The organism is Blastococcus goldschmidtiae, assembly GCF_031845325.1.
Taxonomy (GTDB): Bacteria; Actinomycetota; Actinomycetes; order Mycobacteriales; family Geodermatophilaceae; genus Blastococcus; species Blastococcus goldschmidtiae.
Map to the genome: position 1 here is coordinate 54,087 of NZ_JAVREI010000014.1, position 12,685 is coordinate 66,771.

The window sequence follows — 12,685 nt, forward strand, 5'->3', positions numbered from 1 at the left end:
TCGGGACACTCATCGCAGCGACTCGACCGTTCGTGCGGGTCGTCGTCACGCCGCTCACGGGCTGCTCAGGCCCAGGCGTCGTCCTTGCGGCCGGCGTCCACCAGACGGAGCACGGCGGAGCCCTCCTCGTCGGAGGCCTCCAGGTCCACCTCGACGTCGAAGCCCCAGTCGTGGTCGCCCGCCGGGTCGTCGACGATCTGCCGCACCTTCCAGACGCCGGGCCCCGACTTGTCCCAGATGAGCATCGCCGGGCCGCGGGCGTCGCCGCCGGTCCGCACCTCGTCGTGCTCCGCGAAGTAGCCGCGCACCACCGGCTCCCAGCGGTCGGCGTCCCAGCCGGAGGCCTTGTCCAGCTCGCCCAGGTCGTACCAGCGGCGGCGGGCCCAGAGCTCCACCCGGCGGAACAGCGCGTTGCGGACCATCGCGGTGAACGCCCGCTCGTTGCCGGTCAGCGGCCGCGGCCGGGCGGGGACGGCGACCTCGGCCACCGGACCCTCGTCCGGGTTGGTCAGCGACTCCCACTCGTCCAGCAGCGAGGAGTCGACCTGGCGTACCAGTTCGCCGAGCCACTCGACGAGGTCGGTGACCTCTTCGGTGCGGGCCGCGGCGGGAACCCCGGAGCGCAGCGCCTTGAACGCGTCGGAGAGGTAGCGCAGTACCGCGCCCTCGGACCGGGTGAGGCCGTAGGTGTTGACCAGCTCGCGGAAGGTGAAGGCCCGCTCCCACATCTCGCGGACGACCGACTTCGGCGACAGGTGAGCGTCGGCCGCCCACGGGTTGGTGCGCACGTAGATGTCGAAGGCGGCGCCCAGCAGCTCCTCCAGGGGCTTGGGATAGGTCACCTCCTCGAGCAGCTCCATCCGCTCGTCGTACTCGATGCCCTCGGCCTTCATCTGCGCGACGGCCTCGCCCTTGGCCTTGTTCAGCTGGGCGGCGAGGATCTGCCGCGGGTCGTCCAGCGTCGCCTCGATGACGCTGACGACGTCGAGGACGTAGGTGTCCGACTCCGGGTCCAGCAGGTCGATGGCGGCGAGGGCGAACGTCGACAGCGGTTGGTTCAGCGCGAAGTCCGGCGGCAGGTCGATCTTGAGGTCGTAGCGCCGTCCGTCCGGCTCGGGCTCGGGCAGCCGCTCCAGGACGCCGGCCTGCAGCAGCGAGCGGGCGATGCCGATCGCCTCGCGGATCAGCTTCAGCTGCCTCTTGCGCGGCTCGTGGTTGTCGGTGAGCAGCCGGCGCATGGCCGCGAACGGGTCCCCGGGCCGGTCGACGACGTCGAGGACCATCGCCGTCGACACCCGCATGTTGCTGGTCAGCTTCTCCGGCTCGCCTCCGACCAGGCGGGTCATCGTCGCCTCGCTCCACGGCACCATGCCGTCGGGCACCTTCTTGCGGACGAGCTTGCGGCGCTTCTTCGGGTCGTCGGCGACCTTCGCGAACTGCTTGAGGTTCTCCACCTCGTGCTCCGGCGCCTGGACGACGACGGTGCCCGCGGTGTCGTAGCCGGCCCGCCCGGCACGGCCCGCGATCTGGTGGAACTCGCGCACCTGCAGCAGGCGGGTGCGGACGCCGTCGTACTTCGACAGCGCCGAGAACACGACGGTCCGGATCGGCACGTTGATGCCGACGCCGAGGGTGTCGGTGCCGCAGATGACCTTGAGCAGCCCGGCCTGGGCCAGCTGCTCCACCAGGCGCCGGTACTTGGGCAGCATGCCGGCGTGGTGGACGCCGATGCCGTGGCGCACCAGCCGCGAGAGCGTCGTCCCGAACGACGACGTGAACCGGAAGCCGCCGATCATGTCGGCGATCGCGGCCTTCTCCTCCTTGCTGCACACGTTCACGCTCATCAGCGCCTGCGCCCGCTCCAGTGCCGAGGCCTGGGTGAAGTGGACGACGTAGACCGGGGCCTGCTTCGTGTCCAGCAGTTCCTGGATCGTCTCGTGCATCGGCGTCGTCGCGTAGTAGTGGTGCAGCGGCACCGGGCGCTCGGCGTTGGCGACCAGCGCGGTGGGCCGGCCGGTGCGGCGGGTGAGGTCCTCCCGCAGCGACGTGACGTCGCCCAGGGTGGCGCTCATGAGCAGGAACTGCGCCTTCGGCAGCTCGAGCAGTGGCACCTGCCAGGCCCACCCGCGATCGGGGTCGCCGTAGAAGTGGAACTCGTCCATGACCACGAGCGCGTTGGCGAGCTGCTCCGATTCGCTGCCCTCGCGCAGCGCGATGTTGGCCAGGATCTCGGCGGTGCAAGCGATGATCGGCGCCCCGGCGTTGACGCTCGCGTCCCCGGTGAGCATGCCGACGTTGGCCGCGCCGAAGACGCCGCACAGGGCGAAGAACTTCTCGCTGACCAGGGCCTTGATCGGCGCGGTGTAGTAGCTGCGGCGGCCGGCGGCCAGGGCGGCGTACTGCGCGCCGGTGGCGACCAGCGACTTGCCCGAACCGGTCGGCGTCGCCAGGACCACGTTCGCGCCGCTGACCAGCTCGATCAGCGCCTCCTCCTGCGCCGGATAGAGCGTCGTGCCGCCGGCTTCGGCCCAGGCGGCGAAGGAGGCGAACAGCTCGTCGGGGTCGGCGCCCTTCGCCCGAAGCGCGGAGAGATCGTCGACGTCGTCGAGCAGGGGAGGGGCAACGGTCGTGGTCATCAGGTGCACCAGCGTGCCCGACGTGCCGCTGCTTCCCACGACCCCGTCCCGGCGTGTGCCCGTGTCGCCCGTTCGGTCACGATCCGGTAACGGCGTGACTAACGGAGCGTGAGGGTGGACACTGGGAATCCGCTAGGTGAACAGCAGGTGAACGAGAGGTAGCTGAACATGCGCAATCCAGAGTGCCCGGAATGCCGGTGGGTGCCCGTCGTCGACGGTGCGGGTCGTCGTCGGCTCGAGATGCGCTGGCAGCTGCCCGTGTCCGCCCCGGCCGCCGAGAGCCTCGCCCACGCCGCCTGACGACCGGGTTCCGCGCGGATCGGCGCGGGTAGGCAGGCGGCGAGCAGCCGGGCAAGCAGCGCCCCGGGCTGCCGTCCGCAGCCGATCCACCGGAGGACCACTGTGTCGTCACCTCGTCCCGAGACCCAGCCCGCCCAGCAGCAGACCCCGCCCGGGACGCTCGGCGAGATGGACCCCGAGCCCGACCACGGCGAGGAGAGCTACCAGGGCTCCGGCCGGCTCAGCGGCAAGAAGGCCGTCATCACCGGCGGCGACAGCGGCATCGGCCGCGCCGTGGCCATCGCCTTCGCCCGCGAGGGAGCCGACGTCCTCATCTCCTACCTGAACGAGCACGAGGACGCGCAGGACACCGCGCGGTACGTCGAGCAGGCCGGGCAGAAGTGCGTGCTCGTCCCCGGTGACCTCGCCGACCGCGCGCACGCCAAGACGATCATCCCGAAGGCGGTCGAGGAGTTCGGCCGGGTCGACGTCCTGGTCAACAACGCCGCCTTCCAGATGAGCCACGAGTCGCTCGACGAGATCAGCGACGACGAGTGGGACCACACCGTCGCGGTCAACCTCTCGGCGATGTTCACGCTGACCAAGGATGCGATCCCGCACATGCAGCCGGGCGCCTCGATCATCAACTCGTCGTCGGTCAACTCCGACAACCCCAGCCCGAACCTCATCGCCTACGCCATGACCAAGGCCGGCATCGCGAACTTCACCGCGTCCCTGGCGCAGCTGTACGCGGAGAAGGGCATCCGGGCGAACAGCGTCGCGCCAGGTCCGATCTGGACGCCGCTGATCCCCTCCACCATGCCCGAGGAGAAGGTCGAGAGCTTCGGCCAGCAGGTGCCGCTGGGCCGCCCGGGACAGCCAGCCGAGCTCGCGCCGGTCTACGTCCTGCTGGCCAGCGACGAGTCCTCCTACGTGTCTGGGGCCCGCATCGCCGTGACCGGCGGCAAGCCGATCCTCTGATGGTCTTCATCTGGAGCAGTGGCTGGGGCCCCCGCCGCCGGCGTCCCCGCCGGAGGTACGGCCGGTCCGGCTACGGCCGGGGGTACGGCTACGGGTCGCCGCCCGGCTACGGGCACGGCCGGGGGTACGGGCGCCGCAACGACTCGTGCCTGCGCGACCTGCTCTTCCTGAACACCGGCTGCTGCCTGGCCAACGCCGTCGGCTGCGGCATGGACGCGGTGCTGCTGGCGCCGGTCACCGCCGGGCGGATGCGGACGGCCGGGACGGGGGAGCGGGGCGCCCGCCTGGCGGACCGGATGGTGGCCGCGGTGCGCGTCTACCAGCGCGAGATCAGCCCGAAGCGGGTGCCGTGCTGCCGCTACGAGCCGACGTGCTCGGCGTACGCGGTGCAGGCCCTGGAGCGGCACGGCGCCGGCCGGGGGAGTTGGCTCACCCTGCGCCGGCTGGTCCGCTGCCGTCCCGGGGCCGCCGGTGGACCGGACCCGGTGCCCGGCGCCGCCTGACCGCGGCCGGTCCCGGCTACCGTCGCGCGGTGACCATGGACGGGGCGACGACGGGTCTGGCGACCTGGCGGGATCCGGACTGGCGCGATGCTGCCCTGGCCTGGGCCCGCGAGCAGCTGGCCGGGGCCGGGCTCGCGCTCGACGGCGAGCCCGAGCAGCCCCATGTCCGCATCTGGGCGACGGCCTTCCGGCTGCCCCTGCGCGACGGCGGTGTCGCCTGGTTGAAGGCTCCCGGAGCCGGCTCCGCGCAGGAGCCCCTGCTGGCCGAAGCGCTGGCGCGGTGGATGCCCGACCGGGTCCTGGTGCCCCTGGCCGTCGATCCGGCCCGCCGCCTGCTGCTGCTCCCGGACGGCGGGCCACGGCTGCGGGAGCACGGGAGCGACGCCGGCACCTGGGCGGCGATGCTGCAGTCCTACGCGGCACTCCAGCTGGACGTGATCGGGCACTCCGAGGAGCTGCTCGCGCTGGGCGTGCCCGACGCCCGGCCGGCCGCGCTGCCGGACCTGGTGGCCGACCTGCTGGCCGACAACGACGCGCAGTGCGTCGGCCGTCCAGGCGGCCTGGCCCCGGGGATCCGCGCGCGCGTGACCGCCGACCTCCCCGCCTACGCCGAGGCGTGCCGCGAGCTCGCCGCAGGGGTGCCGGCCACGGTGCAGCACGACGACCTGCACGACGGCAACGTCTTCGCCTCCGACGGCCGGTACCGGTTCTTCGACTGGGGCGACGCCTCCGTCGCGCACCCCTTCCTCAGCGTGCAGGTCGCGCTCGTGTCGGCCGCCCGCGTGCTCGGGCTGGCCGCGGGGACGCCGGCTCTCCGGCGGCTCCGGGACGCCTATCTCGAGCCGTGGACCGGCCACGGCACTGCCCGCGAGCTGCGGCGGCAGTGCGACCTGGCGCTGCGTGTGGCGCCGCTGGCCCGCGCGCTGACCTGGCGGCGGATCCTGCGCGGCGTGCACCCGGAAGAGCGGGGGGAGTGGCAGCTCAGCGTGGCCGAGTGGACCGCCGAGCACCTCGCTCCCGGGCCGCTGGCCCCGGCGCCCTCGTGACCGTCGGCCAGACTGTTCGCGTGCCCCCTGTCGACGACGCCGCCGGTGACCTCCCGGTCACCTCGTCCCTCGTCGTGCCCGCGGCCGCGTTGTCGTGGCGGTTCTCCCGCTCGTCGGGGCCCGGCGGGCAGGGCGTCAACACCGCCGACTCGCGGGTGGAGCTCTCGGTCGCCCCGCTGGAGCTGCCCGGCCTCACCGATCCGCAACGAGCGCGGCTCGCCCAGCGACTGGCGGACCGGCTGATCGACGGCGTGCTCACCATCGCGGCGAGCGAGCACCGCCAGCAGTTGCGCAACCGGCAGGCCGCACGCGAGCGGATGGCGGCCGTGCTGCGCGCCGCGCTCGCCCCACCGGCGCCGGCCCGGCGGCGCACCAAGCCGACCCGCGGGTCGAAGGAGCGCCGGATCGAGGCGAAGAAGCAGCGCGGCCAGCTGAAGAAGCAGCGCCGCACCTGGGACTGAGGGGTGGGGGTTCCCCCGGGTACCCCCCCCCCCCCGCCGCTCAGCCGCCGCTGCAGGTGCACCGTCACCGGCTCGCCGGCCGCGCTCTTGCCGATCGCCGTGCAGATGGCCGCCCGCAGCGGCAGCCAGTGCGGTCCGCTGCCCGACGGCATGAGCGTCGCGGCGAAGGCGTGCCCGTCGGCCGTGCCGGTGACCTTGACCGCCCGCCGGGTGCCCAGCAGCTCGGCGGAGTCCGGGACGACGAGGTAGGTGGGGAACGCGCCGTCCTTCTCGATGGGAGCGGTGAACGTGTGGTCCAGGACCGTCGGGGTGCTCATGCCTCCATGGACCGTCCCGGCGCCGGCAACTCATCGCGGCGCCGCCGGAGGAAGGCCCGCTCGCGGTCGTTCCCGGTCAGGGCGAGGGCGGCGTCGTAGGCGGCGAGCGCTTCCGCCGCGCGGCCCAGCCGGCGCAGCAGGTCGGCCCGGACGGCGGGGAGCAGGTGGTGCCGCGGCAGGTCGAGTTCCTGGACCAGTGCGAGCCCGGCCGCCGGGCCGGACACCTCGGCGACCGCGACCGCCCGGTGCAGCGCCACCACGGGGCTCGGCGCCAGCGCCATCACCTGGTCGTAGAGCGCCACGACCTGCCGCCAGTCGGTGGCGGCGGCCGTGGGGGCGTCGCTGTGCACCGCCGCGATCGCGGCCTGCAGCTGGTAGACCCCGGGCCGGTTCCGGCGCAGGCACCTGCGCACGAGCTCCTGCCCCTCGGCGACGAGCTGCCGGTCCCACTGCGTCCGGTCCTGGTCGGTGAGCAGCACCAGCTCGCCGTCGGCGGACGTCCGGGCGGGGCGGCGCGACTCGGTGAGCAGCATCAGGGCCAGCAGCCCGAGCACCTCCGGCTCGTCGGGCATCAGCTCCGCCAGCAGGCGGCCCAGCCGGATCGCCTCGGCGCACAGCTCGTCGCGCACCAGCTGCTCGCCGGCCGAGGCGGCGTACCCCTCGGTGAAGACCAGGTAGACGACGGCGAGCACGGCCGGGAGCCGGTCGGGGAGCTCGGCCTCCGACGGCACCCGGTACGGGATGCCGGCATTGCGGATCTTGGCCTTCGCGCGGACCAGTCGCTGGGCCATCGTCGGCTCGGAAACCAGGAACGCCGCAGCGATCTCGGCCGTCGTGAGGCCGCCCAGCAGGCGCAGGGTCAGGGCCACCCGCGCCGGCATGGCCAGGCCGGGATGGCAGCAGGTGAAGACCATCCGCAGCCGGTCGTCGGTCACGGGTCCCTCCTCCGCGGGTGGCGGGTCGTCGCGGAGCAGCGCGGCCTGGACGTACCGGTCGGTCCGCGTGCTTTCCCGCCGGAGCCGGTCGATGGCCCGGTTGCGGGCGGTCGTGATGATCCAGCCCGGGGGACTGGGTGGCACCCCGTCGTCGGGCCAGCGGGCGACGGCGGTCACGAAGGCGTCCTGCACCGCCTCCTCGGCGGCGTCGATGTCGCCGAGGAGGCGGGTGAGGACGGCGACCGCCCTGCCCGAGTGCTCGCGGAAGACGCGCTCGACCAGCGCGGTGGGCTCCGGTGTCATCCGGTCAGAAGGACCGAGCCACCGGGCGGACCTCGACCGGCAGTCCGAGCACCCCCGTCAGCTTGCCGGCCCAGGCCAGTGCCTCGTCGAGGTCCGCGACCTGGATCAGGTCGAAGCCGCCGACGAACTCCGTCCCCTCCGCGTAGGGGCCGTCGGTGACGAGGACCCCGTCCCCCTCCGCGCGGACGACGGTCGTCGACTCCGGCTGGTGCAGGGCGGCGGCGAACATCCAGACCCCGTCCGCGCGCATCTCCTCGTTCAGGGTGGCGAGATCGCGCATGACGGGCTCGAGGTCCTCCGGCGACGGCACCTGGCCGGTCGGCTGGATGATGTTGAGCAGGTACTGCGGCATCGAATCCTCCTCGGGCGCGGCCGGTCCCTCCAGCCGCTCACCCCCTGTACGAACGAATCCTGCCGGGATCGACACCCGCCAAGAACTTCTGCTCAGCCTCGGTGGCGGTCGATGACCTCGCCGAGGATGCGGACTCCGTCGGGGAAGCGCGCGGGGTCCGGGCCGGCGAAGCTCAGCCGGAGGAAGGGCGCCGTCGGCTCGGCCGGGAACCACTCGGTCCCGGGTGCGACGACGACGCCGGCGGCCTGGCAGTCGGCGACCAGCCGCGACAGGTTGGTGTCGTCGGGCAGTCGGGCCCACAGGTGCAGGCCTCCGGCGGGGACGTGCTCGACGTGCGCCTGCGGGGCGTGCTCGGCGAGCGCGGCGGTCAGCAGGTCCCGGCGGGCACGCAGCTGCTGGCGCAGGCCCCGCAGGTGGCGCTCCCATCCCGGCTGGGTGACGACGTCCAGGGCGGCGGCCTGGAGCAGCCCGCTGACGTACATCGACTCCGCGGCCCGGTCCGCCAGCAGCCGGTCGCGGGCCGCCCCGCGCGCCACGACCGCCGCCACGCGGAGAGCGGGGGAGACGCTCTTGGTCAACGAGCGCAGGTAGACGACGTGACCCGAGTCGTCCTGCGCGGCCAGTGGCGTGGGGGCCGTGGTGATGCCGAAGTCGTGCGCCCAGTCGTCCTCCAGGAGGAAGGCGCCGTGCGCACGGACCACGTCGAGGACCTGCCGCGCGCGCTCGGGCGACCACTGCGCTCCGGTGGGGTTCGCATAGTTCGGCTGGGCGTAGAAGAGGCGGGCGCCGGTCTCGCGGAAGGCGCGGGCCAGCTCCTCCGGATCGGGGCCCTCCGCGCCGCTCGGCACCGGGACGACGGAGACCCCCGCCCTCGTCGCGGCCTGGATCGCCCCCCAGTACGTCGGGGACTCCAGGAGCACCGGGCGGCCGGCGCCGGCGAGGGCGGAGAACGCGGAACTCAGCCCGCTCTGGCTGCCCGGGAGCACGATCACGTCCCGGGGCGTGGGGGCGGCGACGTCGGCCGGCGTGGCCGCGCGCAGCTCGTCGGCGAACCACGCCTGCAGCGCGGGCAGGCCCGCGGCCGGGGGACGGGAGAGCGCGGCCTCGCTGCGCGCGTTCCGGGCCAGCGCCGCGCGGACCAGGCGCTCGGGCAGCAGCTCGCGGTCCGGGAAACCGGAGTGGAACGCGATGACGTCGTTCGGGGTCGTGCGCAACGCCGTCGGCATCGCCAGCGACGACGCCGACGGAGCGCGCAGCGCCGCGGTCTGCCAGCCGTAGTCGGCCGGGCGGGTGGCCCGGACCGCGCGGACGAACGTCCCGACCCCGGGCCGGGTCTCGATCAGCCCCTGGCCGGCCAGGGTGCGCAGCGCCTTCTGCACGGTGACCGGACCGGCTTGGTGCCGGGCGGCGAGGACGCGGGTCGGCGGCAGTTGTGCCCCCGGCGCGGCGGAGGCGACCCAGGCCCGGAGCTCGCGGGCGATCCGGCTCCCGCTATCGTCGTCCATGACGGCTCACGATAGCGCTACTCGTTCGCGCGCCATCCCGGTACCGACGCCCGCGGCGGGCCTCGCGTGGGGACTGCTCGGGGTGCTGGCCTTCTCCTTCACGGTGCCTTTCACGCGCATCGCCGTCGGCGGGCTCGACCCGCTGTTCATCGGCTCCGGCCGCGCGGTCGTCGCGGCGGTCCTGGCCGCGACCGCGCTGATCCTGACCCGGCAGCGGCGTCCGCGCGGAGCCCAGTGGGGCCGCCTCTGCCTGGTCGTCGGCGGAGTCGTCATCGGCTTTCCGCTGCTCACATCGTTCGCGCTCACCAGCACCCCGGCGAGCCACGGCGCGGTCGTCATCGCCCTGCTCCCGGCCGCCACCGCAGTGGTGGCGGTGCTGCGTGCAGGCGAGCGGCCGCCGCGGGCGTTCTGGGCGGCGACCGTCGCGGGGGCGCTCGTCGCCGTCGGCTTCGCCTCGGCGCACTCCGGCGGCCTCGGCCGGCTGCACTGGGCCGACCTGCTCCTCTTCGGCGCCGTCCTTGCGGCCGCGGTCGGCTACGCCGAGGGCGGGCTGCTGGCCCGCGAGCTGGGCGCCTGGCAGACGATCTCGTGGGCGCTCGTCCTCGGGGCGCCGGTCACGGGCGGCCTGGCGCTGGTCTCGGCGCTCCGCGAGCCGCCGGACGGCACCCCGGGGGAGTGGGTCGCGTTCGGCTACCTCGCCGTGGTCAGCATGTTCCTGGGCTTCTTCGCCTGGTACCGGGGACTGGGCATCGGCCCGATGGCCCGGGTCAGCCAGACCCAGCTGGTGCAGCCCGTGCTGAGCATCGTGTGGGCGGGGCTGCTGCTCGGTGAGCACGTGTCCACCGGCACCGTCGTCGGCGGGCTGGCGGTGATCGCGTGCGCAGGGTTCGCCGTCCGGGTGCGGCAGCCCGCGCCCGCACCGCTGGGCCGATGAGCGCGGCTGGACCACGGGTCGGTGGTCCTCCCGCCCGGCCGTTCTCAAGCTCGGAATGCAGAAGCCGGCAAGGCGCCCTGAAGGCGGCCTTAGGGACACCAGCAGGGGATGTCTTCGCCGGAGATTGACGACGCTCGATCGGTCGTCCGGGTTTACGGGGCCGACGCGGGAGGTCTGCAGTGAACCGTGACCGCGACCCCGGAGTGGTCCGAAAGTTTGATCCCCTCGGGAGTTTCGCCCTCCCAGGCCGCCCAGTCGGTTCCCCACACGACACCACCGACCGGTGCGACGGCGCACACGTGATCGATCGGCGGGTGCTTCAGGCGCTTTTCAGGAAGGTGGTCGCCGTCCGTAAGACAAGTGAGGCCGACAGCCTCGAAGCTATTCCGCAGGAGCTTCCGGCTCGCGTTGGTTCCGTACCAGTTCGGCGCCCCGAGTGACTGGTTCAGGTCACCAGCGACTATGAGGAGCTTGCCGGGATGGTCCTTCCGCAGGTTGCTCCACTCCAGACTCTGCTGGGACGTCACGCGCCCAAATTCGTCCCAGCCCCCACGCGCTGCGGCCAGGTCGTAATCCGGTCCGAGCTCACCCTTCCAGGGCAGGACCGTGCCGAAGATGATGATTCCGTCCTCGAGTGCTGCGGCGGTGGTGCGGACTGGGTCAACGACCTGGAATTCCGCGCCGGGCCGTTTGCTCCAAATCGTGACCCACCGCCCGCCTCGGCGAGCTCCCGGACGATATTCGCTGGTGAGCGCCTTGTATGAATCTGGGAGCGCGAGCTCGTCGTTTGTCTCCGTGAGTACGAGGACGTCGCAGTTCTCGGCTAGCAACACGTCGAGTCGCGCCGCGTTGTGCTCCCTACTCGCGGACCGGACGTTCCACGTCCCAACCCGGATCGAGAGTTCGTCCACGTGCGGTGACACGGTCAGTGAGCTGGGGTCGACAACGACGCTCGGGCGCAGTCGCCTCAGACTCGCCGCGGTTGCGTGAACTCTGTCCACTGCGTGCCGTCGAACCAGCGCTCGATCGATGGGTCCTGCTTGTCGGCATACCAACCAGCGGGCGGCAGCTGCGGCGCGGGGGCTGGTGACGGGGCGACATGAGCAGTAGCCGCACGGGGAGCAGCAGCTCGTGCCAGGGCAGCCTGCTCACGCATCAGCCGGGTTTGCTCCTTCGCCTGCTTCGCAGACGCCTTCGTGTACGAGGCCGTCCGTTCCTTGTCGGGCTTCAGGCCGGAGGCGCGGGTGATCGGGGCCATGCCGGAGTAGTTCTTGCGGCCCTTGGCGTCGGCGTAGCGGTGCGGGTCGTCTCCGAACTCGGCGAGCACCCGGGCGCCGAGGATCGGCCCGAGCCCGGGCTGGCTCAGGTAGATCTCAGCGTCCGGGTGCCGGCCAAAACCCGCCTCCACCTCGCCCCGGAGCGCCTCGACCTGGGTGACCAGGGCGTCGATGACGGCGATCAGTGAGCGCACCGCGGCGGCGTAGGCGCTCACCACGCCGGGATGGGCCTCCAGCTGCGGGGTGCGCAGTGCGGTCTGGATGCGTTCGGCCGAGGCGTCGATGCTGCGCTGCCGCCCGGCCCGGCGCAGGGCTGCGGCGATCTTGCTCTGGGAGAGCCGGCGCCCGGCCTCGGGTGCGGGAGCGATGGCCAGGATCGCCAGGGCCTCCCGGCTGGCCAGGTCCTCGCCGAAGGCGGCCAGGGCAGCGGGATAGAACTCCCGCAGCATCGAGCGCAGCGCGTTGGTCTGCCGCTGCCGCGACCAGATCAGCGACTGGTGAGTGCGGGTGAGCACCTTGATGTGCTCGGCCAGCGCCGAGTCCCCGGCCACCGGACGGTGATGCGCCCGGTCCAGGCGAACCAGCTCGGCCAGCACGTGCGCGTCGCCGGGGTCGCTCTTGGCACCGGCGGTGCCGTGCCGCTCCCGGTAACGGGCCACCTGACGGGGATTGATCGCATAGACGGTGTAGCCGGCGGCGATTAGCGCCTGCACCCACGGGCCGCGGTCGGTCTCGATGCCGACGATGACCTGATCGGCCTCATCGTCCTCGTCGAGATGGTCAGCGATCAGCGAGTGCAGCCCCGCCAGCCCGTCCACGCCCTCGGGCAGCCGCCGACGAGCCAGCCGGCGGCCGGACTCGTCGACAAGCTCAATGTCGTGATGGGCCTCGGCCCAGTCATTTCCAAGGAACAACACCTCTCTGGCCTCCTCCGGATCGGCATCAGCTGCATCCGACCCTGGAGGAGAAGACCGTGGCGACCTAATGGATCAGTGCTCCAGGGCACGCCATCCCACCGGCCATCCGCTCCTCCTCACCAACCGGCGGGGGCACGGTCTGAAGCTGGGCCTCGAGGATCGGACCCGGGACAAAGAGTGCTCACCCGCCAGCGGCTCGGACACCCGGATCCTGCTGCAAACCGACCGGATGCACCCCC

12 protein-coding genes and 1 pseudogene are annotated in these 12,685 nt (G+C 73.0%); 6 read left to right on the plus strand and 7 right to left on the minus strand.

The genetic code is table 11. The features are described 5' to 3' along the window. Window positions 1–65 precede the first annotated feature (65 nt). The gene (locus tag RM425_RS16890; RefSeq protein WP_311346384.1) at window positions 66–2,636 is read right to left on the minus strand and encodes a DEAD/DEAH box helicase; all 2,571 of its coding nucleotides are present in this window, start codon (window positions 2,634–2,636) and stop codon (window positions 66–68) included. Window positions 2,637–2,804: 168 nt separating this feature from the next. Here RM425_RS16890 and RM425_RS16895 point away from each other — a divergent pair, with 168 nt between their 5' ends. The 5 genes from RM425_RS16895 (at window position 2,805) to arfB (ending at window position 5,906) form a co-directional block, all read left to right on the plus strand. Then, entirely contained in the window at window positions 2,805–2,936 is a 132-nt protein-coding gene (locus RM425_RS16895) for a hypothetical protein (RefSeq protein WP_311346385.1), read from the plus strand. 102 nt (window positions 2,937–3,038) lie between these two features. Beyond that, window positions 3,039–3,896, plus strand: a complete 858-nt coding sequence (locus tag RM425_RS16900) for an SDR family oxidoreductase (protein ID WP_311346386.1) — start codon at window positions 3,039–3,041, stop codon at window positions 3,894–3,896. Next, window positions 3,896–4,399 carry a membrane protein insertion efficiency factor YidD gene (gene yidD / locus RM425_RS16905; RefSeq protein ID WP_311346387.1) on the plus strand — a complete coding sequence of 168 codons (504 nt, stop codon included), beginning with the start codon at window positions 3,896–3,898 and terminating at the stop codon, window positions 4,397–4,399. The genes RM425_RS16900 and yidD overlap by 1 nt, the downstream gene beginning before the upstream one ends. Before the next feature lie 29 nt (window positions 4,400–4,428). Continuing rightward, window positions 4,429–5,445 carry a hypothetical protein gene (locus RM425_RS16910; protein ID WP_311346388.1) on the plus strand — a complete coding sequence of 339 codons (1,017 nt, stop codon included), beginning with the start codon at window positions 4,429–4,431 and terminating at the stop codon, window positions 5,443–5,445. A 20-nt stretch (window positions 5,446–5,465) separates the two neighbouring features. Continuing rightward, entirely contained in the window at window positions 5,466–5,906 is a 441-nt protein-coding gene (gene arfB / locus RM425_RS16915) for an alternative ribosome rescue aminoacyl-tRNA hydrolase ArfB (protein ID WP_311346389.1), read from the plus strand. Window positions 5,907–6,019: 113 nt separating this feature from the next. On the opposite strand, the pseudogene RM425_RS16920 reads toward arfB, so the two are convergent. From RM425_RS16920 to RM425_RS16935, 4 genes and pseudogenes are all read right to left on the minus strand, one after another. Beyond that, window positions 6,020–6,223: pseudogene (locus tag RM425_RS16920) on the minus strand (DUF1905 domain-containing protein); the annotation flags it as partial. Beyond that, window positions 6,220–7,461, minus strand: a complete 1,242-nt coding sequence (locus tag RM425_RS16925; protein WP_311346390.1) for an RNA polymerase sigma factor — start codon at window positions 7,459–7,461, stop codon at window positions 6,220–6,222. The gene RM425_RS16925 and the pseudogene RM425_RS16920, both read right to left, overlap by 4 nt. Before the next feature lie 4 nt (window positions 7,462–7,465). After that, window positions 7,466–7,813, minus strand: coding sequence for a YciI family protein (locus RM425_RS16930; RefSeq protein ID WP_311346391.1), 348 nt, complete (start codon window positions 7,811–7,813; stop codon window positions 7,466–7,468). Window positions 7,814–7,905: 92 nt separating this feature from the next. Then, window positions 7,906–9,318 (minus strand): aminotransferase-like domain-containing protein, encoded by a 1,413-nt coding sequence (locus RM425_RS16935; protein WP_311346392.1) that lies wholly within the window; start codon window positions 9,316–9,318, stop codon window positions 7,906–7,908. Between RM425_RS16935 and RM425_RS16940 the strand changes: the two genes are divergently transcribed. After that, window positions 9,317–10,252: a DMT family transporter gene (locus RM425_RS16940; RefSeq protein ID WP_311346393.1), complete on the plus strand. Its 936-nt coding sequence runs from the start codon at window positions 9,317–9,319 to the stop codon at window positions 10,250–10,252. The two genes, RM425_RS16935 and RM425_RS16940, sit on opposite strands and share 2 nt — an antisense overlap. Before the next feature lie 152 nt (window positions 10,253–10,404). On the opposite strand, the gene RM425_RS16945 is transcribed toward RM425_RS16940, so the two are convergent. Beyond that, window positions 10,405–11,163: an endonuclease/exonuclease/phosphatase family protein gene (locus tag RM425_RS16945; RefSeq protein WP_311346394.1), complete on the minus strand. Its 759-nt coding sequence runs from the start codon at window positions 11,161–11,163 to the stop codon at window positions 10,405–10,407. 56 nt (window positions 11,164–11,219) lie between these two features. Continuing rightward, window positions 11,220–12,446, minus strand: a complete 1,227-nt coding sequence (locus RM425_RS16950; RefSeq protein ID WP_311346395.1) for an IS110 family transposase — start codon at window positions 12,444–12,446, stop codon at window positions 11,220–11,222. Window positions 12,447–12,685 lie beyond the last annotated feature (239 nt).

Excerpts from the sequence above, each read along its gene's own strand:
- RM425_RS16890 (WP_311346384.1), bottom strand. The coding sequence starts at position 2,636 with ATGACCACGACCGTTGCCCCTCCCCTGCTCGACGACGTCGACGATCTC.
- RM425_RS16895 (WP_311346385.1), top strand. The coding sequence starts at position 2,805 with ATGCGCAATCCAGAGTGCCCGGAATGCCGGTGGGTGCCCGTCGTCGAC.
- yidD (WP_311346387.1), top strand. The coding sequence starts at position 3,896 with ATGGTCTTCATCTGGAGCAGTGGCTGGGGCCCCCGCCGCCGGCGTCCC.
- RM425_RS16925 (WP_311346390.1), bottom strand. The coding sequence starts at position 7,461 with ATGACACCGGAGCCCACCGCGCTGGTCGAGCGCGTCTTCCGCGAGCAC.
- RM425_RS16930 (WP_311346391.1), bottom strand. The coding sequence starts at position 7,813 with ATGCCGCAGTACCTGCTCAACATCATCCAGCCGACCGGCCAGGTGCCG.
- RM425_RS16940 (WP_311346393.1), top strand. The coding sequence starts at position 9,317 with ATGACGGCTCACGATAGCGCTACTCGTTCGCGCGCCATCCCGGTACCG.
- RM425_RS16935 (WP_311346392.1), bottom strand. The coding sequence starts at position 9,318 with ATGGACGACGATAGCGGGAGCCGGATCGCCCGCGAGCTCCGGGCCTGG.